Source organism: Tannerella forsythia, assembly GCF_001006485.1.
Taxonomy (GTDB): Bacteria; Bacteroidota; Bacteroidia; order Bacteroidales; family Tannerellaceae; genus Tannerella; species Tannerella forsythia.
In genome coordinates, this window is sequence record NZ_JUET01000058.1 from 451,880 (window position 1) to 476,014 (window position 24,135).

General features: G+C 50.0%; 19 protein-coding genes. 9 read left to right on the top strand and 10 right to left on the bottom strand.

Going from position 1 to position 24,135, the window contains the following annotated elements:
- Nucleotides 1-39 precede the first annotated feature (39 nt).
- The gene (ppk1, locus tag Tanf_RS04880) at nucleotides 40-2,079 is read left to right on the top strand and encodes a polyphosphate kinase 1 (RefSeq protein WP_046825069.1); all 2,040 of its coding nucleotides are present in this window, start codon (nucleotides 40-42) and stop codon (nucleotides 2,077-2,079) included.
- Here ppk1 and Tanf_RS04885 read toward each other — a convergent pair.
- Together Tanf_RS04885 and Tanf_RS04890 are read right to left on the bottom strand one after the other, a co-directional pair.
- Nucleotides 2,076-3,422 carry a methyltransferase RsmF C-terminal domain-like protein gene (locus Tanf_RS04885; RefSeq protein ID WP_046825070.1) on the bottom strand — a complete coding sequence of 449 codons (1,347 nt, stop codon included), beginning with the start codon at nucleotides 3,420-3,422 and terminating at the stop codon, nucleotides 2,076-2,078. The two genes, ppk1 and Tanf_RS04885, sit on opposite strands and share 4 nt — an antisense overlap.
- Before the next feature lie 48 nt (nucleotides 3,423-3,470).
- Nucleotides 3,471-5,294: an LTA synthase family protein gene (locus tag Tanf_RS04890; RefSeq protein WP_080948555.1), complete on the bottom strand. Its 1,824-nt coding sequence runs from the start codon at nucleotides 5,292-5,294 to the stop codon at nucleotides 3,471-3,473.
- 147 nt (nucleotides 5,295-5,441) lie between these two features.
- Here Tanf_RS04890 and Tanf_RS04895 point away from each other — a divergent pair, with 147 nt between their 5' ends.
- Both Tanf_RS04895 and aroC read left to right on the top strand, forming a co-directional pair.
- Complete coding sequence (locus Tanf_RS04895; protein WP_041590824.1) at nucleotides 5,442-6,032, top strand: FKBP-type peptidyl-prolyl cis-trans isomerase; 591 nt, start codon at nucleotides 5,442-5,444, stop codon at nucleotides 6,030-6,032.
- Nucleotides 6,033-6,050: 18 nt separating this feature from the next.
- Nucleotides 6,051-7,139 carry a chorismate synthase gene (gene aroC / locus Tanf_RS04900; protein WP_046825071.1) on the top strand — a complete coding sequence of 363 codons (1,089 nt, stop codon included), beginning with the start codon at nucleotides 6,051-6,053 and terminating at the stop codon, nucleotides 7,137-7,139.
- On the opposite strand, the gene Tanf_RS04905 is transcribed toward aroC, so the two are convergent.
- Nucleotides 7,116-8,549, bottom strand: a complete 1,434-nt coding sequence (locus Tanf_RS04905; RefSeq protein WP_046825072.1) for a S41 family peptidase — start codon at nucleotides 8,547-8,549, stop codon at nucleotides 7,116-7,118. The two genes, aroC and Tanf_RS04905, sit on opposite strands and share 24 nt — an antisense overlap.
- Nucleotides 8,550-8,683: 134 nt before the next feature.
- The gene (locus Tanf_RS04910) at nucleotides 8,684-8,926 is read right to left on the bottom strand and encodes a DUF4834 family protein (protein ID WP_014225346.1); all 243 of its coding nucleotides are present in this window, start codon (nucleotides 8,924-8,926) and stop codon (nucleotides 8,684-8,686) included.
- Between the two features lie 125 nt (nucleotides 8,927-9,051).
- On the opposite strand from Tanf_RS04910, the gene Tanf_RS04915 reads away from it, so the two are divergent.
- Nucleotides 9,052-10,092, top strand: a complete 1,041-nt coding sequence (locus tag Tanf_RS04915) for a 6-bladed beta-propeller (RefSeq protein WP_046825073.1) — start codon at nucleotides 9,052-9,054, stop codon at nucleotides 10,090-10,092.
- Between the two features lie 42 nt (nucleotides 10,093-10,134).
- Here Tanf_RS04915 and rseP read toward each other — a convergent pair whose 3' ends face one another.
- The 5 genes from rseP to Tanf_RS04940 form a co-directional block, all read right to left on the bottom strand.
- On the bottom strand, nucleotides 10,135-11,454 hold the full coding sequence (gene rseP, locus Tanf_RS04920) for an RIP metalloprotease RseP (protein ID WP_046825074.1): 1,320 nt from the start codon (nucleotides 11,452-11,454) through the stop codon (nucleotides 10,135-10,137).
- 99 nt (nucleotides 11,455-11,553) lie between these two features.
- The gene (locus Tanf_RS04925) at nucleotides 11,554-12,708 is read right to left on the bottom strand and encodes a 1-deoxy-D-xylulose-5-phosphate reductoisomerase (protein ID WP_014225350.1); all 1,155 of its coding nucleotides are present in this window, start codon (nucleotides 12,706-12,708) and stop codon (nucleotides 11,554-11,556) included.
- Nucleotides 12,709-12,714: 6 nt separating this feature from the next.
- Nucleotides 12,715-13,593, bottom strand: a complete 879-nt coding sequence (locus Tanf_RS04930; protein ID WP_014225351.1) for a M23 family metallopeptidase — start codon at nucleotides 13,591-13,593, stop codon at nucleotides 12,715-12,717.
- A 4-nt stretch (nucleotides 13,594-13,597) separates the two neighbouring features.
- Nucleotides 13,598-14,119 (bottom strand): ribosome maturation factor RimM, encoded by a 522-nt coding sequence (rimM, locus tag Tanf_RS04935; protein WP_046825123.1) that lies wholly within the window; start codon nucleotides 14,117-14,119, stop codon nucleotides 13,598-13,600.
- Nucleotides 14,120-14,312: 193 nt separating this feature from the next.
- Nucleotides 14,313-14,921: a DUF4290 domain-containing protein gene (locus Tanf_RS04940; protein ID WP_014225353.1), complete on the bottom strand. Its 609-nt coding sequence runs from the start codon at nucleotides 14,919-14,921 to the stop codon at nucleotides 14,313-14,315.
- 213 nt (nucleotides 14,922-15,134) lie between these two features.
- On the opposite strand from Tanf_RS04940, the gene Tanf_RS04950 reads away from it, so the two are divergent.
- Both Tanf_RS04950 and Tanf_RS04955 read left to right on the top strand, forming a co-directional pair.
- Complete coding sequence (locus Tanf_RS04950) at nucleotides 15,135-16,676, top strand: phosphomethylpyrimidine synthase ThiC (protein ID WP_014225355.1); 1,542 nt, start codon at nucleotides 15,135-15,137, stop codon at nucleotides 16,674-16,676.
- 24 nt (nucleotides 16,677-16,700) lie between these two features.
- Nucleotides 16,701-18,821, top strand: coding sequence for a Tex family protein (locus tag Tanf_RS04955; protein ID WP_046825075.1), 2,121 nt, complete (start codon nucleotides 16,701-16,703; stop codon nucleotides 18,819-18,821).
- A 203-nt stretch (nucleotides 18,822-19,024) separates the two neighbouring features.
- Here the strand turns inward: Tanf_RS04955 and lpxZ are convergent, their stop codons facing one another.
- On the bottom strand, nucleotides 19,025-20,269 hold the full coding sequence (gene lpxZ, locus Tanf_RS04960) for an LpxZ family protein (protein WP_080948556.1): 1,245 nt from the start codon (nucleotides 20,267-20,269) through the stop codon (nucleotides 19,025-19,027).
- 183 nt (nucleotides 20,270-20,452) lie between these two features.
- Here lpxZ and Tanf_RS04965 point away from each other — a divergent pair, with 183 nt between their 5' ends.
- From Tanf_RS04965 to galK, 3 genes are all read left to right on the top strand, one after another.
- Nucleotides 20,453-21,535: an aldose epimerase family protein gene (locus Tanf_RS04965; RefSeq protein WP_046825076.1), complete on the top strand. Its 1,083-nt coding sequence runs from the start codon at nucleotides 20,453-20,455 to the stop codon at nucleotides 21,533-21,535.
- Between the two features lie 46 nt (nucleotides 21,536-21,581).
- Entirely contained in the window at nucleotides 21,582-22,889 is a 1,308-nt protein-coding gene (locus Tanf_RS04970) for an MFS transporter (RefSeq protein WP_014225360.1), read from the top strand.
- A gap of 75 nt (nucleotides 22,890-22,964) precedes the next feature.
- Complete coding sequence (gene galK / locus Tanf_RS04975; protein WP_046825077.1) at nucleotides 22,965-24,104, top strand: galactokinase; 1,140 nt, start codon at nucleotides 22,965-22,967, stop codon at nucleotides 24,102-24,104.
- The last annotated feature ends 31 nt before the right edge of the window (nucleotides 24,105-24,135 follow it).

Genomic DNA, 24,135 nt, shown 5'->3' on the forward strand with positions numbered 1-24,135 from the left:
ATTGGGAAATTCAAAATTATCGTGTAGCTTTGTCCTGTGATGGAAGAGACAGGATATCGCTATTTTAAACGTGACGTCAGTTGGCTGTCGTTTAATTATCGGGTATTACTCGAGGCCGCAGACGAAACGCTTCCGATCTATGAACGGATTCGTTTCCTGTCCATCTATGCGTCGAATTTAGAGGAGTTTTACGAAATCCGGGTGGCCGAACATCGTGGTACGATTATGAAGGGCATTTTTACGGCCGGAGACGTAGGACTGGCGGAAGAAACGCTGAGCGAGATTACGGATGAGGTCAACCGTCAGCAGCAAGCCTTCTACCGGATTTTCAACGAAAGAATCCTGCCTGAGTTACGTCGGCAAAAGATCTGCCTCTATCAGAGTGAAGAGCCGGAGCCGTTTCATCGCGAGTTTGTCCGCAATTATTTTAACGAGGAAATTTTTCCGTATCTTTCTCCCGTAACGATTCATGCAGGTTTCCGCACCTTTATTCGTGATCGGCGTCTATATCTGATCACCCGCATCATCCGGAAAGAGACGGGGGAATCGCTTTACGTACTTATTAAAGTGCCGCATTCCAAGGTGTCGCGTTTTATTGCCTTGCCTCCGCATAAGGGCATGCACTATTTCATGTTTATCGACGATGTGATCCGTTACAACCTGCCCAGCATTTTTCCCGGTTATGAATTGGACGGATGCTACAGCATCAAAATTTCGCGCGATGCCGATATTTACGTCGAAGAGGAGACGTCGCAGACTATTGTACAGGCCATACGCCGTAAGGTGGAGAAGCGCAAGATCGGAGCTTTGAGCCGTTTTATGTACGACCGTGCCATGCCGCGCGATTTTCTGGCGTATATTTGCGAGGCTTTCGATATCGCTGATGATGATCTTGTTGTCGGCGGCCGTTATATGAATCTTCAGGATATGAGCAAACTGCCGAATCCTGTCGGTCAGGGGCTCGAACAGCAGATTCCGTCGCCCATGCGCGTGCCGTATCTCGAAGAGGCGGCGTCGATGTTTGGCGCCGTAAAAGCACGTGACGTATTGTTGTATTTCCCTTATCAGTCGTTCGACTATCTGCTTCGTTTCCTGATGGAAGCGGCGTTCGATCCGGATGTGGAGGAGATCAAGATCACGCAGTACCGCGTAGCCGAAAACTCAGCGGTGATTCATTCGCTGATCAGCGCCGCGCAAAACGGAAAGAAGGTGACGGTGTTCGTCGAGCTGAAAGCGCGTTTCGATGAAGAGAACAACATGAGTACGGCCGAAAAGATGAAAAAAGCCGGCATCAAAATCATTTACAGTATTCCGGGACTCAAGGTTCATGCGAAGGTGGCTGTCATTCTGCGTAAAGGAGAAGCGACGGATTTTGCCTACGTGAGTACCGGCAATTTTAACGAGAAAACGGCGAAAATCTACGCCGACATGGCTTTGCTGACATGCAACAAGGCGATTGTCGACGATATCAACCGGGTCTTTTCCGTGCTGGAAGGGACGCTTCAGGAGCCGCAATTTAGTTGTCTGCTTGTCGCGCGTTTCAACATGGTGCCGGAACTGGTTCGTATGATTCGTCGCGAGACGGAACATGTGAAAGCCGGCAGGAAGGGGCGAATTGTTTTGAAGATGAATGGTCTGCATGACTGGAGAATGATCGACGAGCTGTATCGTGCCGGTTCGGCGGGTGTAGAGATCGACCTGTTGGTGCGCGGTATCTGCTGTCTGGTGCCCGACCAGCCGTATAGTCCGAATATCCGTGTGACGCGGATTATCGACATGTTTCTCGAACATGCGCGTATCTGGTATTTTTATAACGATGGGGCGGAAGATCTGTATCTTACTTCGTCGGACTGGATGAACCGTAACCTGAATCGTCGCATCGAGACGGCTGCCCCCGTGCTGTCGCCATCCGTCAAACGTGAAATGATCGACATCCTGCATATCCAGTTGCAGGATAACGTCAAGGCTTGCCATATCGATGCGCAGTTACGGAATGTCTTCGTCCGTAACGACGCACCGCCCATACGTGCCCAGCAGGCTATTTACGACTACATCAAAGCAAAGACCGAGGGCTGTTAGCCGTTCTTCTTACGTATCCGCCACTCGTTGGGATAAAGATTGTTGGCACGTGTACCGAGGTTTTTCACAAAGCCCAGCGGGACATCCCGGCAGGTTACCAGCGTAAAACCGCGCGGTACCTCGCCGGGCAGCGTGAGTGCTTCGTTTTGCAGGTAGCGGATGGCTTCCTCGCGCGATACGTCGACATATACGAAAGCATCGCGCCGTATTGCCGTGCTGAACGCCAACGCCGGTGACGGAAGTACGTCTTTCCCTTTGACTTCGCCGATCGTTACGCCGGCCGACAGGACGTGCAATTGTTCGCCGAGAAGCTGTACCGTTTCCCGATAGGCTGACGGTATGCCTCGTACCATATCCCCGATTCGTTCGAAATGATAGGCTTCCGGTTCCGTAAGCCATTCTTTCGCCTGCGCAGGGATCGGTTGTGGAATGTGTTTCTGTCTAAGTTTACGACGGGTAGCATGTTCTTTCCCGCCCGGCTTGCGCAGTACGGCCAGACAGAACCCTTCGCCCTTTGTGCGGTGCGGGAAAAAGCGATAGAGGGGAAGTGTACCGGACAAAGCCCCGCAGACGCCCCACTCGGAAGGTACGTCAAGAGGTACGGTTTCCGCTCCGAAAGTTTCGGCGATGTATGCGATGTTTTCCTCGTTTTCTTCCGTGTTGAATGTGCACGTGCTGTAAATCAGCAGTCCGCCGGGTTTCAGTGCGTCCCACACGTCGTGGATGATCCTCCGCTGACGGGCGGCACAGTGCCGGACATTCGCGACACTCCATTCCTCGCGACCGGCAGGGTCTTTGCGAAACATCCCTTCGCCCGAACAGGGCATATCAGCCACGATCAGGTCGAACAGTTCGCGTAGAGCGCCGAAATCTTTCGGGTCGTTATTCGTTACGACGCAGTCCGGTATTCCCCATTTCGTGATGTTTTCGGCCAGGATGCGGCTTCGGCTTCGGATCACTTCATTCCCGACCAGCAGGCTGCCTGCCGGCAATACGCTCAGCAGATGGGTCGATTTGCCGCCGGGAGCGGCACAGAGGTCGAGCGTGCGGGCAGGGGAGGAGAGGAGCTGTCTGACAGCTTCTCCGACGAACATCGAGGCAGCCTCCTGCACATAATACGTGCCGGCGTGAAACAACGGATCGAATGTAAAGGATGGACGTTCGCGTAGGTAGTACCCCTGTTCACACCACGGCACCCGCTCTCCGTCGACGGCCTCGAATTTCTTCGACGGGTTCAGGCGGATGCTTACGGGCGGATTCGTTTGCAGCGCCTGTTCAAGCAGATCATATTCGTCATCGAGTAACCGGCGGGTACGTGTTGTAAATTCGGAAGGAAGTATCATATTGCTTTAAGTGCTGAAACAAGGTTGAAAAGTACGTATCTTTGAGATTCAACGCGCAAAATAGTCGTAACGGATGATCGCGTCGGAGACTTTCCATGCGTCTTTGAGATGCCGGATTTCCTTTTCCGATACGTGACCGGTTTCACCGTAAATATTTCCTTGTGCATCGATAGCTATTCGTTTGTTATTCGTATCGATGATGCTTAAACCTAATCCCTGCCATGCGTAATCGGCCAGTCCCAGGAGTTGCAGCAGGGTCGGATAGATATCGATCTGTCCCATCACCTGTTCGTAACGCATCCCTTTCGGAGCGTTGAGGATGATGAGCGGTACCATCGGATCTTCGGAAACAAGTCCGTGTCCTCCTTCGCTTGCACACCATTCGCTTCGCATATCGACAAGTCCTTCATGATCGCCGGTGATGACAATGAGCGTATGTTCGTAGATACCGTCAGTCCGTAACTGCTCAACAAACTGTCCGAGTGCGCGGTCGGTATAGTTCGCCGTCATCATGTAATCACGCATCCGCGGAGGGAAGCGGTTGGAGAATGTGACTTGTCGCAACCGTTCGGGCAGGACGAAAGGGAAATGTCCGGAGTACGTGACACATTGCAGCAGCATCTGTCCGTTGTCGTCCCACACTTTTCTGCGACGTATCTTATCGGCTATCTGGCGCATCAGCGCCCCGTCGCCGATCTGTGGCCGGTAACGCGGGCCTACCGGTTCGTCGTTCACAAAGTCGGCTTTCGAGAGCAGACCGTCGTAACCGAAAGCCGGTTCGATAACGCTCTGGTTCCATACCATCGGTTTATCGCCGGTCAAGGTATACGCCTTGGCCGAACTCCCGTATTTCTGCTTCATCGCCCTGGCCAGCGAGGGATAGGTGGAGTGAGGATATTTCAGGCTGTAGACACCGTTATCTATGGGTAACAGCCCTGTATTCACCATCAGCTGGGCATCGATCGAACGTCCGCCTTTTACCTGCGATACGACGTATGGAGCGTAAATGGTGGTCGAGTCTTTCAGCAGGCGATTCAGACAGGGGGTCAGCTCCTGCCCCTCGACCGTCTGCTCAAGCACCCAGCTTTCGAGCGACTCGGCAAGGATCACGATGCAATGTGTGCGGGTTGTCGTATCGGAGGGAGCGCTCATCGGCGGGTGTTGCCTGAGCCAATCCTCGATGTGTATGCCGACTTCAGGCGTATAAGTTTCCACATCTCGCATGTAATCATAACAAATGGAACCGAATACGGTGTACATCGGGGTTCCGCACGTATGCGTATAAGAGTCCTGCAATGCTTCGTAAACTTTTTTGAAACCGCCTTGCAGCCAAAGCGTACTTCCGGCAATGAGTACAAACCCTCCCGTGAGTAATGCGTAGACACGTATCTCTTTCATGCTTCGGGACAAGGTGGCAGGACATTTCATTCTCCTTCGAGCGATGGCGGCTGCTACGGTCGACAGCGGAAACACAAGATCGGTTATTCTGAACGATCCCCATACGCTGTCCGTAAAATCTTTCAGGTTGCCTACGAGCCAGTAACTGTCCAGCGGAATCGCCGTGTAATACGTTCGGAAATACATCAGGTTACAGACGAGCAGTATATCGAGCAGTATGGCTGTGAACCAGGTTGTCCGCTCCATACGCCAGACTACGAGAGGAAACAGCAGGATCAGCATGGCCAGCGCCGCGTAGAGGTACGTTTCCGGCGATGAAAACGGCCGGAAGGTTGAAAGCAGGCACCAGCAGAAATCAAACCACAGGAATTTGAAAAACAGCAGTCCTCCCAAAAGGTAAAGCAAAGCATGCTGCCCTTTGACGGAAGGGGAAGAGGATGACGATAACTTACGGATCACACGATGCTCACTCATTGGGTATGCCTGATTTCAGTCTATGTTTTTAAAAACACGCAAAAGTACGAATAATTAATGAATATAATGAATGATATGATATCCGTTTGCCTTTTCCCTCAAATCTTTCTACCTTTGCCGCTTCACGATAAATTAACGAACAAAACAATGAGAATTTCAAAGAATAAATTTGTAGCAGTGACCTACGACCTCAATGTAGGAGAAGGCAGCGAGCGCGAACTGATGGAACGCGCCACTAAAGAAAACCCCTTAAAGTTCATTTTCGGAACCGGGATGATGCTGAAAGACTTTGAAGATCATTTGAGCGGTCTGGCAGGAGGGGATACATTCGACTTTTCGCTTACCCCCGAGCAGGCATACGGCGAACGAAACGAGGATCATGTGATGGAATTGCCGAAACATATCTTCGAGATTGACGGCAAATTTGACAGCGAGCATATCAAAGAGGGCGAAACCGTACCGATGATGAGTTCGGACGGAAATCGTATGAATGGCTCCGTACTGGAAGTGAAGGACGATATCGTCGTGATGGATTTCAATCATCCGCTGGCCGGTGAAATGCTTCATTTCAGTGGTGAGGTTATTGATGTGCATGATCCTACTGAGGAGGAAATTACAGAGCTGAATCGGTTGATGAGCGGTGGCTGCGGCGGATGCTGTGATTGTGGAGACGACGCGTGTGGCGGCCATGAGCACGGGAACGGCGACTGCTGTGGCGGCGGGTGTCATTGTGGATAACGGTAGAACCTGCCCGACGTGAATACTTTCGGAACATACTATCGGCTGACCTCGTTCGGTGAATCGCACGGTGCAGCTATCGGCGGTGTCATTGACGGCTGTCCGGCAGGTGTGGCGCTCGACATGGATTTTATCCGGCGTGAATTGAGCCGTCGCCGTCCGGGGCAGTCGGCGCTCACCACCCCACGCAACGAAACCGATACGGTCGAGTTTCTTTCAGGGGTCTACGAAGGAAAGACGACGGGGGCGCCGCTCGGCTTTATCGTTCAAAACAAAGACCAGCATCCGGCCGACTACGATGAGATGAAGAACGTTTTTCGTCCGTCGCATGCCGATTATACCTACCAAACGAAATATGGGATTCGCGATCCGCACGGAGGCGGCCGGAGTTCTGCCCGGACAACGATCGCGCAATGTGTGGCCGGGGCTGTCGCCAAGCTCATTCTGCGACACGGGGGAGTTGCGATACAGGCTTATACTTCGCAGGTGGGGCATATACGTCTGGAAGGAAGTTACAAGGAGTATGACCTGAACCTGACGGAGAGCAATGCCGTGCGTTGCCCCGACGTCAGGAAGGCGGCCGAGATGGAGGCGCTTATTCGTGAGGTAAAAGCCGACGGCGATACGGTGGGAGGAATTATCACATGCGTGATTACGGGTGTTCCGGCAGGTCTTGGCGAGCCGGTTTTCGGTAAGCTCCATGCGGCGCTCGGTGCGGCGATGCTCAGCATCAACGCCGTCAAGGGCTTTGATTACGGCGACGGCTTCGATGGCGTCTTTTATCGCGGTTCGGAGCATAACGATCTTTTCTTTAACGATAACGGAAAAGTGAGTACGCGCACGAATTATTCGGGGGGCATACAGGGAGGGATTTCCAACGGTCAGGATATCTATTTTCGTGTGGCGTTCAAAGCCGTGTCTACCGTTTTACGCCCGCAGGCTACCGTCGATACGGATTATAACGAAACGATATTGGAAGCAAAAGGACGCCACGATCCGTGCGTCCTTCCGCGTGCCGTTCCCATCGTTGAAGCGATGGCGGCGATGACTGTACTCGATTACCGGTTAGCGGCAAACGCCCGGTCATTCAGCCAAGGGGGAGTTTAAGAGTTCCATCCCCGATGGCAGGGTCGAGATCATTTTTTCGTTCAATGCCCGGCGGTCTTCTACCGGCAAAATCGTATAAGGAGGAATCTGTTCCTGCGAACGCGCTTTCACCATGGGTTGGCCTGTAATCAACGAAACCGCTTTACCGAATAAAAGGTCGCGCTCATCTCCGAAGGGGTAGAGTGCATGGTAATTTTCCTTTTCTGCATGCTTGGGTACGATACCGTTTATAAACTCATCGTTGTTGATGTTGGCAAATCGGTATACCATCATATAAATTCCCCAGTCTTTGATATCATTGACTTTTCCTTTGCCCCACAAATCTTCGGGGTTCACCAGAATGCCTCCACAGAATTTACCGCTTGTCGTATCGCCGATCTGTACCAGATCGAGGTAAGGATGGAGGCCGGTAATCGTTGATTCCGAGGCTGATGCCGTGCGGCGTGTCGTCAAGACGTACAGACGGCTGAGGTTCATATTGACGGATAGCGTATCAATGAAATATTCGGTAATCCGGTTTTCCATCTTTTTCTCTTTCCAGTGTTTCATATACTTGTCGTTCCAGACTTGCGACAGCAGCTTCGACTTCTTCTTCACCGCCGATTGCGGGCCGAGTATGCTGCAAAGAAGACGCGAGGTGCGTGCCGTTCCTCCTCCGTTGTAACGCAGGTCGAGTACTATATCGGTAACTCCTTGTGTCTTGAATTTCGAGAATATTTCGAGCAGACGAGGCTCCGAATCCATCGTGTAGTCCGCATAGCAGAGATACCCGATTTTATGCGCGCCTTTTACGATGACGGAATCTTTCAGAATCGGGTCTTCGTACATCTGTACAGCTTTCATCGAAATATCGGCCGGCTCGGTGCTTATCTTTCCGTCTACCAGAACTCCTTTTTTTACGGAGATAGAAGAGGCATAGTAGAGATTCCGGTAGTTCGTTTCCGTGATGTCTCCACCGTTTAATCCTACCAGAAAATCGCCGCGCTTGATACCGGCCTTCTCGGCCGGCGTGTTCGGATAAACGAATAGCACAATAGCGAACAAAGCGTTTTTGTTTGAAAACCTGCCAAAAATCAGTTGATAACCGAATGTAGTCGAAACACCCTGAAACGCATTTTGGAGTTCTGATACGCGGTCTGTCAACATCGACCAGCGGTCGTGCTTATGACGTATTTTCTTAAAAAGCTGCTGCGAGTTTGCTTCGGTTTTGTAATCAATCGCATCCCAATTTACCGTCTTGGTCCATAAATAAGCGTCCGACATCATATCGACAATGAAATGATTCACCCGCTGGGTCTTTGTTTCCTCGTCGATGATGCCTTTCCCTTTGTCCGAGCATGCGCTTACTATGCAGAGCCACCCGATGCTCCATACTGTTATCCCATATTTCCACTCTCTCTTTTTCATCATGCAATCGTAGTTTAAAATTGATACGGATATTCTGTTTTTTCGGTCGTAATCGTCTCAACAATCAGCGACGAAACGAGGCAAAGGTAAGAAAATGTATCGGGAATGCAATATCCTCTTTATTTCCAATCAACGCCTTATTTTATTTCTTCGTAATCGACGTATTCGCCTTCATCCTCCGCAATGACTTTTTTTCGAGTAGGCGTTCGAGAGGCCGAAGCTTGATCGGATCGACGAGAAGAGGAGGCCGTGTGACGTTTGGCATGCGTAGCGTTTGAAGGGCCGAAGAAAAAAGACTTCACTGTACGTATGATAGAGAATCCTGCCAGCAGAAATAGCAAGACGGCAAAAAAGACGATAAAGAAAAAAATCTTGAACATAGTCAGGTCTGTATTTATATTTTAAAGATACAAATCTATCGAATAAATTTGAATTATGAAAACATAAGGAAGAAATCCATACTAAGTTCTTTCGGTTTTCGTTATTACTTTAAATAAATCGTACGATGAAGTTAGCATATTGGGTGGTGTTTTTGGGGATTGCTTCGTGTGTGAATCGGAGTGTTGTATCGGTAGAGGAAACGGCCGAAGCCTCTCTTTCCGAGATTGCGGAACATGTGGTAGCCATTCCGCTGGAGACGAATGAACGATGCCGGATGGGGCCGGTAGATGCGGTGAAACGTGCCGGGAGCGAATTCTTTATGCTCAGCAACCGGATGCTTTATCGTTTCGATCGTACAGGGCGGTTTCTCAGTCGCATCGCTTCGGACAGGGATGGCCGATGTTCAGCGATCCGCGATTTCGCGGTAGATACGCAACGCAGGCAGGTCGTGGCCATCGATACATGTGGGCATGCGCTGTTCTTCACATACGATGGGACGCTGGTCCGTCGCAAAGCTCTTGCCGAAAAGCCGTGGCAGAGTCTGCTGAAGATCGCGTATCACGACGGACACTTTTGGGCAACCGCCGAGCAATGCGCTACCTCGGCATCGGGCGGGGAGAGGAAGATCGAGAAATGGCTCTACCGGCTCGATGTGTCGTTCGACGTGGTGAACGGAACACCTTTGTACGACGTCGATTTAAAACGTTTTCACCTGAGCAGTCATTTTGATCCTGAACTGTGCGTATCTCCACACGGGCTGTATGCCTACACCGCTTCGTATGAGCCGGAAAAGCTGCTGGCCGACACGCTAGCCCTGATCGATGGCAATAGGCTGGAAAAGATATTACATGCCTCGACCGACCATCCCGTCCCCATGCTTCCGTTTCGCATCGGACAACGTTTTCTGATGGCATCAAACGGAAAAAACGGAGACGAAAGCCGCTATTTCTATTGCTACGACCAGCTTGAACAGCGCGTGTTTCGCCTGAAGAACGGCTTTATGGACGATTTCTATCAAACAGGCCATCTGCCCGACCTGCAGGCGCTCGATGTGTATGGCAGTGAGTTCTGCTATTGTCGTTCGGGGCAAGCCGTCTCTCGCTTATGCCCCGAACGCGCGGCAACAGATAATCCGGTGTTATTCGTGGTGCGCCTGAAAGCATGAAAAGCATCGTTTCCCTTGCTTGCGCACATCTTCTTTCCCATGTTAACGGAAGAAGTAGCGGAAGATATCGTTGCCGTTGGCGTAAATAAGCAGTCCGAAGAGAAGGATCATCCCGGCAATCTGCGCGTATTCGAGAAATTTTTCGTTCGGTTTGCGTCTCGCCACCACCTCGTAGATCAGGAACATGATATGTCCGCCGTCCAGTGCGGGGATGGGAAGAATGTTCATAAATGCCAGGATGATGCTCAGGAAAGCCGTTTGCATCCAGAACACCTGCCAGTCCCATTCGGCAGGGAAAAGACTGCCGAGCGTCCCGAAGCCACCGATCGAAGAAGCGCCTTCTTTCGTAAAGACATATTTCATATCGCTCACATAACCTCTCAGCGTCGTGATGCCGAGGTTTACCCCTGCCGGGAACGACGAAAAGAAGCCGTACCTTACCGTTGTCATCTCATAAAGCGAAGCCGGCATTTTCATCAGAACGCCGATGCGACCGAGCGAATCGACCGGTACGGTCAGCACCACCTCTGCACCGTCACGAACGACGCCGATGCGGACCGTCTGTCCGCGATAAGCATACAGTGCCTCTCTTGCTTCGAACGACATGACCGTCAGAGAATCACCGACCGACACGATACGGTCGCCCGCCAGTACTCCGGCCTCCTTCGCCGACGAAGCCATCACCTCTTCGATGACCATCGGGTAGCGATAGTTCGCAAACGTATCTTTATTCCGAAGCAGCCGTTGCATCATATCGGCCGGGATGGCGATCGTCACCTCCTGACCTTCGCGGAGCACGGTGACCGACTGCGCATTGACGATCTGACGGACGCTGTGTCCGTTGAGACGTTGCAGTTCTTCGCCGTCGGCGCGAAGAAGAATATCGCCGTCTTTGAAACCTATGTCCTTGAACGTCGCGCTGTAATACATGCCGTCCGTCGCGTTCTTGAGCGGCAAGTACGTGTCTCCCCACGTGAAAAGCACCATCGAATAGATGAAAAGCGCCAGCAGGAAGTTGAACAGTACGCCGCCGACCATGATCAGCAGGCGCTGTGCTGCCGACTTGGAGCGGAATTCCCACGGTTGCGGTGGCTGCGCCATCTGTTCCTTGTCCATCGACTCGTCGATCATCCCTGCGATTTTGCAATATCCGCCGAGCGGCAACCACCCGAGGCCATACTCCGTATCGCTGTTCTTAGGTTTGAATTTGAAGATCGAGAACCACGGGTCGAAAAAGAGGTAAAACTTGTCGACACGTACTTTGAAGAGCCGTGCAAAAAGAAAATGCCCGAACTCATGTACTAATACGAGAATCGATAAACTTAGAATCAGCTGTAAGGCCTTGATCAAAAATATTTCCATAAAGTCTGTTCCTTATTTGTTTGTTTATTGTTTGTTCAATCGATATCGGCAGGCAGACACAGAGGTTTCTACCCCGACTTTTTTACCTGCCTGACATTTTTACCTGTTTAAAAATTCCGCTGCGATCCGTCGCGCTTCGGCATCGGTTTGTACATAGTCGTCGTATGTCGGCCGGGCAACGAATATTGCTTTTTCCATTGTTCGGGCGATCACGTCGCTCATTTGCAGGAATCCTGCCCGGTCTTCGAGGAAAGCGGAAACGGCTATTTCGTTGGCCGCGTTGAGGATGCACGGCATGTTACCTCCCTTACGGATGGCCTCGAAGGCGTACGCCAGATTACGGAAACGTTCCATATCGGGTTCTTCGAACGTGAGCGAGGCATATTGCCGGAAGTCTAATCGTGGAGCAGCGGTTTTCAGCCGCTTCGGATACGACAGTGCGTACGCGATGGGCAACTTCATGTCGGGCAGTCCTAACTGCGCCAGTACCGCTCCGTCTTCGAACTGTACCATCGAATGAACGATCGACTGCGGATGTACTACGATCTCGATCTGCTCGGGCAGAAGATCGAACAGCCATCGTGCCTCGATCATCTCGAAGCCTTTGTTCATCATCGAGGCCGAGTCGATCGTGACTTTCGCCCCCATGTTCCAATTGGGATGACGGAGCGCCTGCTCCTTCGTGACTGTCGCCAGCTCATCCGGCGTTTTCGTGCGGAACGGACCTCCGGAAGCCGTCAGCCATATTTTTTCCACCGAATTGTTCCACGTTCCGGAGAGGCACTGGAAAATGGCCGAATGTTCGGAATCGACCGGAAGGATGGGGGCATTGTTCTCTTTGGCCAGTGTTGTGATCAGTTCGCCCGCGACAACAAGGGTTTCCTTGTTGGCCAGTGCAATTGCTTTTCCGGCTTCAAGGGCAGCGATGGTCGGACGCAAACCTGCATACCCCACCAGCGCCGTGAGTACCATATCAATCGGCTCCATCCGTACGATTTGCGCAATGGCGTCGGCACCTGCCCACACCTTCACGGGTAAATCGGCAAGCGCCTCTTTTAATTCGAGATAGTGTTGTTCGTTGGCAATCACGACGACTTCGGGCATGAAACGACGTGCCTGACGAATCAGGAGATCGACTTGATGATGGGCGGTAAGCGCATAGGCTTCGAACATGTCGGGATGCTCTTCAATCACTTCCAATGCCTGCGTTCCGATGGAACCGGTCGAACCCAATATGGCGATTTTTCTCTTCATCTTTAATTAAAATGCAATGTATTCTTCCGGATTGACCGAAGTTCCTTGATGCCACAACTCGAAATGCAAGTGAGGTCCGGTAGACAGCTCGCCCGTATTACCGACCAGTGCAATCGCTTCACCGGCTACGACATGCTCTCCGATCTCTTTCAAGAGGGCGTGGTTATGTTTGTAGACGGATAGGAATCCGTTCCGGTGCTGCAATGTGATCACATTCCCCAATTCGGTGTCGTAACCCGTGTAAATCACGGTACCATCGAGCGTAGCGAGTACGCTTTCCTTTGGGCCGGCTACGAGGTCTACTCCGTAGTGGCGGTTCTCCAGATCGTAATGTGCGGAGATGGTGCCGTTCACAGGCTTATAGAAAAAGACATTGTCTGTCAACCTCGGCCCGTCATTCAATGTAGTCAGGTTGTATTTTTCCTCCTGTTCGTAGTTTTGGACGAACGCTTCTTCCGTTTTCGAACGGGGAATATCGTAATTGGCTTTGATAAATGCGGCCGAATCTGTGGCGTGAACCGAATCAATGGTCATTGTTCCGCTCATGATGGCCGTAACATTTCTCAGGTAGAGCGACTGTTTCTTTAATACGGCATCTAACGAATCGGCGCGTATCGCGCTCTGCACGATCGCTTGGCGTACCTCGGCGTCCAAATAACCGGGCAAGTAGTTCCGTATGGGGGTTGTGATGATGATTAACGAGGTGATTGTGATCATGAAAAGCGCAAAGACGCAGACGGCCGAGAAAAACCACAATTGCGATACCCGACAATTCCATACTTCTTCGAGCGTCGATTCGTTAATGAAAGATAGCTTATATTTAAAACGAACCCTCTTCCAAAACGATTTCTTCTTGTTTTTCAGTTCTTTTTTTTTCTTGCTCATAACGTTAATTCAAATCTAAAATCCCTTCCGGCAACGATACAGTCATACGCCTGCCTGGCTCGTCGATGGAACAAATTATTTCCGGGGCTATCGGGATCAATCGTTCTTCGCCTTGGTCATCGACACGAAACACAATATTGGCGGTGGATTCATCTACATTCGTTACCGTCCCGATTCCCCCCAACATTTCGTCGGTCATCATGTAACCGATGAAACGCGTCCATGGTTCGTTGTCATCCTCTTCCGGCAATGCATCGGCCGGATAATAAACTGTTCGGTTGGCAAACTTCTTCGCCGTGGTTTCATCGTTTACTCTCTCCAGCTTCACGAACAGAGAGGAAGTATTCTTCGACCGGAACGATTCCACATAAAACGGCACCCATATACCGTCCATCTCACAAACCACATACGGATCGTCTGCGTTTTCAAATAGCCTGCTGTAATTTGTGACAAACGTCAGTTCGCCTTTAATGCCATGCGGCTTGGTAAACTGCCCGATCATTGCGAGGTTTTCTTTTCGTATCATCTCCAATTCCATTCGTTAAACTCTCGTAATGCAAGCGCCAAGCCTGTTTATTCGTTTGTCGATTGCCTCATACCTCCGATCAATCTGTTCGATATTGCCGGTACGGCACAAATCACTTGCAAAGTTTTATCCTTCGCACCTTGAGGTGTTGTATCGTCTTGTGATTTTTGTCCTCTCTCTATGATAAACGAACTCATCGGCTTTTTCGGAACGGCTTTTTGCTTTGATTCTGCAGGCGATTCTGTGCCTGTACGACTTCACGGTTGTCGATCAGCCTGTAGTTCTCTTCGTTCAGTACAATCAGATTGTCGGATAATTCCGCCAGATCGCTCAGGATCTTCCGGTCCGTTACGGTATCTTTATTCCAGACGATAAACGTTTTCTTCATGTGGTTGGCCAGCATTCTTACCAGGACGTCCTTTTCCGGGCTGTTTCCTCGTTCCGTCGTTTTCCGGATCATTTGTTCCAGGATCTTCCCATAATGACGATAACGAATACGTGAGTCACCATACGGAATCCGGGGAGGGCGACTGTACAGATTCTCTTTCTTGATGATCTCATACGGATAGTCGACATCCAGTTTGAAATCGGACATGATGGCCAGATGATCCCATAAAATATGCTTGAAATCATTGACATCCCTCAAATGTGGGAACAAATTACCCATGATGCTGATAATCGCATTGGCGCATCGGTTACGCTCATCCCGGTCCTCAATCGTTATGCAATGATCCACCATATTTTGAATATGGCGTCCGTATTCGGGCAACGCCAGTCGTTTCTCTGTCGTGTTATATTTCATTTTAAGTTGAATATGATAATCTGGCGGCAAAAGTAGCTATTTTTTGCGGATAAAAAAAGCATGTAAGGCGCTTAATATTTCGTGCAAATATTTGTATAAAAGTAAATATTTTTCTTGTATAATGATGATTAAGTACGAATCTTTTATATTTTATGCTTATTTTTGTCTCGAGAAAAGAAATCATGTCCATACAAAATAAAATCAAATATAGCGATGAGTACAAAACCTGTGCCCCCTTTTGCGGGCAAAGTTTATATCTCCGGCAAGATCGATAAGGTGCATGTCGGGATGAAACAAGTCTACCTGTCCGATACGGTTGTAATCAATGCGGAAGGTAAGCAGACAGTCAAATCCAATAGTCCGGTCACGCTTTATGATACGGCCGGTCCGTATTCCGATCCGCGGTATATTCCTTACATGGGTAAAGGAATCCCGCGTATACGGGAAGAATGGTACGGACGCCGTAAAGATATTGTGATTCGTGAAGGAAAGGCATCTCCCGGGCCGAAGAAGAAGGGTACATTTCCGGTAACCAAACCGGTGTTTCATGCCCGGAACGAGAGACAGATTTCACAGATGAGCTATGCTAAGAAGCGTGTGATCACACCGGAGATGGAATATGTGGCGATTCGCGAGAATCAGCAGGTTGAAGCTTTGGGCTTGAAGTCGTACATCACTCCCGATTACGTGCGCAGGGAAGTGGCCTCGGGACGTGCTGTTATTCCGGCCAATATCAATCATCCGGAGGCCGAACCGATGATTATCGGGCAACGTTTCCTCGTAAAAATCAATATGGATCTTATCCCTTCGGGTGAAGGTTATGAAAGGGATACCATGCGGATGATCGAATATTGTCGATTGGGTACGGATGTACTGACCGATTTATCCGATACGGTCGAGAGTAAGAGAAACCGCGATTGGTTGCTGCGCAACTGCCCCGTACCGATCTGTACCAGCCCGCTGTATGAGGCATTGGCCCAAGCCGGAGGAGAACCGGCGGACATTACCTGGCCGATCTTTCGCGACACCCTTGTCAAACAGATGGAGCAGGGGGTCGACATCATCGTGGTCCATGCCGCCATGCATCGAAAACATTTGGACCTGATCGATAACCGTCTGACACATCTTGCCTCGCTCAGCGGTTCGATTCTACATCGTTGGATGAAAGCACACAAACAGGAAAATTTTCTCTATACGTATTTTGATGAGATTTGCGATCTCCTCCGAATGTACGATGCCGTATTGTCTATCGGCAGCGGATTACGTCCGGGTTCGGTTTACGATGCGAACGACCGGGCACAATTTGCCGAACTTTATGAGATGCGCGATTTGACCGAGAGAGCATGGAAGCAATACGTCCAAACGATGACCGAAGGGCCGGGACATGTGCCGATGAACAAGATTGAAGCGAATGTAAAGGAGCAACTGTATGTCTGCAAGGGCGCCCCGTTCCATACCCCGGGCATGAAGACGACGGATATTGGGGGCAAATACGATTACATTGCCTCGGCTATCGGAAGTGCACAGGTTGCCTGGTATGGAGCGTCGCTTATCGGCGGGAGCATATGGCAAGAATACAGAGAACGACCCACCGGGGAAGAAGTGCAGGCCAGCATCCTCGCTCATAAGATTGCAGCTCATACGGCCGATCTGGCCAAAGGACATCCCGGAGCACAGGTGCGTGACAATGCGCTTGGCAAAGCACGCAAAGAAGGCCGTATGGAAGATATTTACGCCCTCTCTTTCGGATGGTAGGGCATAGCATCGAGAAATATACGTATGCATATAGTTATTCCGGCACGGATTGCCGAAAAATTACAGATCAGCGAGCGACAAGTAAAAAACACCTTGCAGTTGCTTGACGACGGCGCAACGATCCCTTTTATCAGCCGTTATCGAAAGGAGCGAACCGGCGGACTTGACGAGATTCAGATCGCCGATATTTCCGGTGAATACAAACGCCTGCTCGATCTCCAGAAACGTAAAGAGACGATTGTCGGAAGCATCGAAGAGCAGGAGAAAATGACCGACGAACTACGGCGAAAAATCGAAGAGACGTGGTCGGCAACAGAGCTTGAAGATCTGTACTTGCCGTTTAAGCCGAAACGTCGTACGCGGGCACAGATCGCTCGCGAGAGAGGCCTTGAACCGTTGGCTAAAAGGATGATGAGTTGTCGAAACGATGTGGAAACTGCCGCCATGCGCTTTGTCACGGATGAGGTTCCGACGCTTGATGACGCGCTGGCCGGCGCGCGTGACATTATTGCAGAGTGGATAAACGAAAATCCTGCCGCACGGAATGCGGTACGTTCCGTTTTTGCACGCGAAGCCTTGATATCCAGTCGTGTCGTCAAAGGGAAAGAAGTCGAAGGAGACAAGTATCGTGACTATTTCGAGTGGAGCGAACCGTTGCGGCGTATCTCATCACATCGACTGCTGGCTATCCGTCGGGGCGAAACTGAAGGCATCCTGCGTGTCGATATCTCGCCCGACGAAACGCATGCACTCGAACGGTTGCACCGACTGTACGGGTGTACGGGGGGATCCGCCGGCGAACCGGTGCGCATGGCTGTCGACGATAGCTATAAACGGCTGTTGAAACCTTCCATCGAGACGGAATTTGCGGCTTCAAGCAAAGAAAAAGCCGATCGGGAAGCGATTCGTATCTTTGAAGAGAACTTGCGACAGTTCCTCCTTTCGCCCCCTCTCGGGCAGAAGCGGGTGATGGGGATCGATCCGGGTTTTCGCACCGGATGTAAAGTCGTTTGTCTTGACCGGCAAGGCAATCTGCTGCATAACGAAACGATTTATCCGCATCCGCCTCAAAACGATCGCACGGGTGCGATGAAAAAAATCGCTCATTTGGTCGAGCAATTCGATATTCAAGCGATCGCGGTCGGTAACGGAACAGCTGGACGGGAAACCGAGCAACTGGTCCAAAATATACGGTACGACCGGGAGGTACAGGTGTTCAGCGTCAGTGAAAACGGGGCAAGTATTTATTCGGCTTCCAAGATTGCACGCGAAGAATTCCCCGACTACGACGTGACGGTGCGCGGTGCCGTGTCATTGGCGCGCCGGCTGATGGATCCGCTTGCGGAGCTGGTGAAGATTGATCCGAAATCGATCGGAGTAGGACAATACCAGCATGACGTGAACCAGAAGGCCTTGAAGCTGTCGCTCGATCAGACTGTCGAGAGGTGTGTGAACAAGGTCGGAGTCAACGTGAATACGGCAAGCCGTCATCTGCTGACGTATGTGTCGGGTATCGGTGCAACGCTTGCACAAAACATTGTAGATTACCGTGCCGAGCACGGGGCGTTTCGTTCACGTAAAGCCTTGATGAAAGTTCCTAAAATGGGTGCCAAATCGTTCGAGCAGAGCGCCGGTTTTCTGCGGATCGACGGAGCGGAGAATCCGTTGGACAACTCGGCCGTACATCCCGAAAGTTATGGAGTAGTCGAGCAGATGGCTGCCGACTTGCATTGCCGTGTCGACGATCTGCTGGCTGACGAGTTATTGCGTCAGCAAATCGTACTTGAACAATATGTTACAGACACAGTCGGTCTGCCTACCCTCCTTGACATCATGGCCGAGCTTGGCAAACCCGGACGCGATCCCCGCGAAACCATCCGGATCTTTGAGTTCGATCCGAACGTAAAAAACATCCATGATCTGAGGCTGGGGATGGTGCTGCCCGGCATTGTGACGAACATTACGAAATTCGGTGCTTTTGTCGATGTCGGCATCAAGGAAAACGGCCTTGTACATGTCTCACAAATGGCCGATCGTTTCGTCAGTGACCCGACGGAAGTCGTTTCACTCCATCAGCATGTATCCGTCAAAGTGATCGAAGTCGACGAAGCACGCAAGCGAGTCGGACTGAGTTTGCTGCTGTAAATCGGAATTACTTTGTACTTCCCGACAGATTTGCACGTACTCCGGATGCGACCTTCTCGGAAATCAGACATCCAACTGTCCTGTGCGGTCAAAAAGCATGAACATACGAATCAAAGAAAAAAATGTAATCAACAGTGTCTTTTTCATCATGATTGTGTTGTGTGATAAAAAGTTAATAAATTGCAATACTTCCTGGATTGTAATCAGAAATGTTTGATCAAGAACGAAGGATGAAAGCGAAAAAAGACTCCGAACGAATAATTGAACCGGTCTCCCTCCGCATCATGACGTTTCTTCGGATCGACTATTCGCGTCCCGATCCGATAAAACGCATCGGCGTTGATGCCCAACGAAAACTCAGGGCCGAATCTGCGGGTATATTCGGCTCCTGCGTACACCATGCGAGGCTGTCGGTATACCGCATCATCCAAATATGTGGAGATAGCCCCGTAAAACGGATTGCCGAATAGAGAGATAAAATCATCACATTTCCAGTAAGCAGCCCGTATGCGGAAGTCGCACAAGTCGGCCGTCATGCTTCCATACCAGCCGTAGCCTCGTTTCAGCGGCCACAGATTGCCGTCATGCTGATAATACCCGGTCGCGTCGAACTCCATCTGCAACTTCTTCAACACCCCGCGCCGTACATTCCAGTCGACCCCGACGCCGGCCGCACCATTCAGCATGGTTTGTACCGACTGGCCGTTACTGATCGTATCCAGCTCGCCTCCGCGATGTTGTGCCAGCGCCTGCATCAAGGCATAAACATGAAATGTAGATTCCGGCGAGTTGAACTTAAACCGCGAAGACCATCCGAACGTAAACGCCTCCTGATGCGTATCCAGCTTGTAAATGAAACTCTCCCAGTTCAGCCAAATATCCAAGTCCATCCAGCGCGGATGATATAAAATCTGTACCCCCGCCTCCGGGTCTGACGATAAATTGAGTTCCGGATTGTACAGCGGATCAATCAGGCCATGATTGCTTCCGCCATATAGATCGCCCAAAATCAGGTCTACCTGATCCGACAATGCTACATGTGCCCGCAGATAAGGTAATAAATGTACATTATGCTTCGATTCTTCCCCCCGCCAAACGGCAATGTCCTTATATGCGAAGGCCGGATAGCGGGTTGCTCCCCAAAACCAAACGGAATGCACACCTCCTTCCAGCTTGATGTTTTCCGTCGGATAGTAAACGCCTTTGAGCTGCAACCAGAACCCCGGTAAGGTATATCCCTTTTGTGCAAAACTCGTGCTTTCGGCATTCCGAAAGAAGCTGAGGTTATCTAATGTAACAAATAGCTTGCGTTCATTTTCAGAGGTTATGCGGTAATCGGTACGGAACACTTTTTCTGCAAGCTGTGCGTGCAACCAAAAAAGATTCGTGCTTGCTCCTGCAAACAGCATACTTAAAAAGAATACTCGTAAACCGTGAAATCGTATCATGCCTTTTCAAAAAAACGAGTGCAAACATAAAAAAATTACGCCGAACTATGTATGCTAATGTCAGAAATTTAGCCGACACGTCCGAAAAACTTTGATAAAAACATGCTATATAACATCTTTTTAAGTTGTCGCATTCAGTAGAAGAACGCTAATTTTACACGCGAAATTAACAAATGACTGATTATGGAGAATGATCAAACGCAATCCGGTCTGCGTGTGGAAGATTTTCGCACGCAGATAGACGGAAAAGAAACTTCGCTGTGCATTTTAACGAATAAATCCGGCGTCGAGGTGACCGTCACCAACTACGGCGCTAAAATAGTCTCACTGATGGTGCCCGACAAGAACGGGCGACTGACGGATGTCGTTACCGGCCATCGTTCAATTCATGATTATCTCACTTCGGAAGAGCCATACTTTGGCGCCGTTTGCGGACGCTATGGTAATCGCATTGCCAAAGGACGATTCACGCTCGACGGAACGGTTTATGACAGGCTGGCCATCAACAACGGCCCCAATAGCTTGCACGGAGGCCTCAAAGGCTTCAATGCCGTCGTGTGGGAGATGAGGCAAGTCGATCGGCAAACCGTCAAGCTGCAATATGTTTCAGCCGACGGAGAGGAAGGATTCCCCGGGACGCTGAGGGTTGAAGTGACTTATCACTGGACGGACGATAACGAATTGGTGATCGCCTACCGCGCAACAACCGATCGGCCGACCGTACTAAACCTCACAAATCATTCATACTTTAATTTGTCCGGTGCCGGAGACCCGTCCATCGGAGACCATCTGCTGGCGATCGATGCCGATTATTATCTGCCAACCGACGAAACGGCTATTCCTCTCGGACCGAAAGCAACCGTAGAAGACACGCCGATGGATTTTCGCGAATGTCACTCTGTGGGCGAACGGATCGATGAGCCGTTTGAACAACTGATTATCGGAAAAGGTTATGATCATACGTATGTGCTGAACCGCGCCGCATCTGACGGCCTGCCGGTGTTTTGCGCCCGATGTGCTTCTCCCAAGACCGGTATCGTGATGAATACCTATACAACCGAACCGGGCGTTCAGCTTTATACAGGCAACTGGATGACCGGTAATTTCGAAGGAAAGAAAGGACAACGCTATCCGATGCGTGCGGCCTTGTGCCTCGAAACCCAACATTTCCCAGACAGCCCCAACCAACCCGACTATCCGTCGACCGTGCTTCGTCCCGACAAGGTGTTCGAAAGTACCACCGTCTACGCTTTTTCTGTGGAATAACGAATAAAATAATAGATTAATAAAAAATTAAAAAGAACTATGAATTATGAGTGACAAAAAGAATTACACATTACCAATTATCGTAATGATTTTCCTGTTCGGTATGATTTCATTCGTAACGAACCTTGCCTCTCCGATGGGAGACATCTTGAAGTTTCAGTTCAATGTGCCCAATTGGATGGGTACATTAGGGGTATTTGCCAACTTTATTGCTTATGCCGTGATGGGATATCCTGCTGGTAACCTGTTGCAAAAATTTGGGTATAAGAAGACAGCCTTAATTGCGATTTCTATCGGCTTTGCCGGTGTAGGCATTCAGACTCTTTCGGGCACAATGGAAAGCTTTGGCGTGTATCTGCTGGGTGCATTTATCGCAGGTTTTTCCATGTGTTTGCTGAATACGGTAGTAAACCCGATGCTGAACTCACTCGGAGGAGGAGGTAATAAAGGAAACCAATTGATTCAGATCGGCGGCTCATTCAATTCGTTGTGCGGTACGGCTGTGATTATTCTGACAGGTATCCTTATTCCGGAAGGAATCAAAAACGCCCAAATCAGCAACGTGTTTCCCCTCATGTATGCGGCGCTGGCTATTTTTGCCTTTGCCTTTTTAGTGATTGCGCTGACAGCTATTCCTGAAAAAGATAAAGAACAACAAGTATCTTCCGAATCTTCTCAATACAGTCCGCTATCTTTCCGTCACTTCATACTCGGTGCGGTAGGTATTTTCGTATATGTCGGTGTTGAAGTAGGTATCCCGAACATATTGAACAAATGGCTTCAAAACCCTGATTTAGATGTGTTGCAATTAGGTGGCATGGGGAATGCCGAAGCGATTGCCGGGTCTGTAACCGCGACGTACTGGTTGTTGATGCTTGTCGGTCGTTTGCTCGGGGCGGCGATCGGTAGCAAAGTATCGGCTAAGAGTATGTTACTCGTCGCTTCGGGATTAGGATTAGTGCTTACGCTTGTGGCCATGTTTGCCCCTGTCAGCTCGTTGATTAATCTGCCTGTATTCAAGAATGATGCCAGCGGGCTGTTTGGACTAGTGCAAGTTCCTGTAAGTGCAGCTTTATTGGTGTTGATCGGTTTATGTACCTCCGTAATGTGGGGAGGTATCTTCAATCTGGCTGTAGAAGGGTTAGGCAAATACACCGAAAAAGCCTCCGGTATTTTTATGGTGATGGTTTGCGGTGGAGGTATTCTCCCGTTGTTGCAAAATGCAATTGTGGATATGAAAGATGGTATAGGGTATATGGCCAGCTACTGGGTAATTGTAGCCGGACTGATTTACCTCCTCTACTATGCACTGATCGGTTGCAAGAATGTAAACAAGGATATTCCTGTGAATTAATATAGACAAGTGCCGCTTCATCCTGTCAAAGGACGAGGCGGTAAATTTTTTATCATATAATAACGGATTAACAGTATGGAAGTAGAACATGTAAGAAGCCGGTTTATCAAACATTTCGACGGCACTACCGGCACCGTATATGCGTCTCCGGGACGTATTAACCTTATTGGCGAACATACCGACTACAACGGCGGTTTCGTATTCCCCGGTGCGATCGACAAGGTCATGATGGCTGAGTTGAAACGAAACGGTACGAATAAGGTACGTGCCTATTCAATCGATATGAAAGACTATGTGGAGTTTGGCTTTGAAGAGGCCGATGCGCCGCGTACAAGCTGGGCACGCTATATCTATGGTGTATGTCGCGAGATCATTAAGCGGGGCGGAAAGCTCGAAGGTTTTAATACCGCGTTTGCGGGGGATGTACCGTTGGGCGCGGGGATGTCATCGTCGGCTGCTTTGGAGAGTGTGTACGCGTATGCGTTGAACGATATGTTCAATTTGGGTATCGACAAGTTTGAACTGGCTAAAATAGGACAAGCTACGGAACATAACTACTGTGGTGTGAAATGTGGGATCATGGATCAGTTTGCCTCGATCTTCGGAAAGGCCGGCAGTCTGATGCGTCTTGACTGTCGTTCGCTTGAGTATCAATATTTCCCGTTCGATCCGAAAGGGTACAAACTCGTTTTGCTCGACACGGTCGTGAAACACGAGCTTGCATCTTCGGCCTATAACAAACGTCGCGAGTCGTGCGAAAACGTGGCACGTGCCATCGGCGTAGAATTTCTGCGTGACGCCACACTCGATCAGCTTAATGCCGTGAAAGGAAAAGTGAGTGATGAAGACTATATACGTGCGGAATACGTGATTGAAGAGATTCAGCGTGTACTTGATGTTTGCGACGCACTCGAAAAAGGCGATTACGAGACGGTCGGAAAGAAAATGTACGAAACGCATGAGGGCATGAGCAAACTTTACGAGGTAAGCTGTGAGGAGTTGGATTTCCTTAATAACATGGCCCATGAGTATGGTGTAACCGGTTCGCGTGTGATGGGTGGTGGCTTCGGCGGTTGTACGATCAATATGGTAAAAGATGAATTGTACGAACCGTTCGTTACGAAAGCCAAAGAGGCTTATCGCGCCAAATATAACCGCAGTCCGAAAGTATACGACGTTGTGATCGGCGACGGGGCTCGCAAAGTGTGCGAATAAAACTTGACTGCTATTTGTGTAATTTCATAAA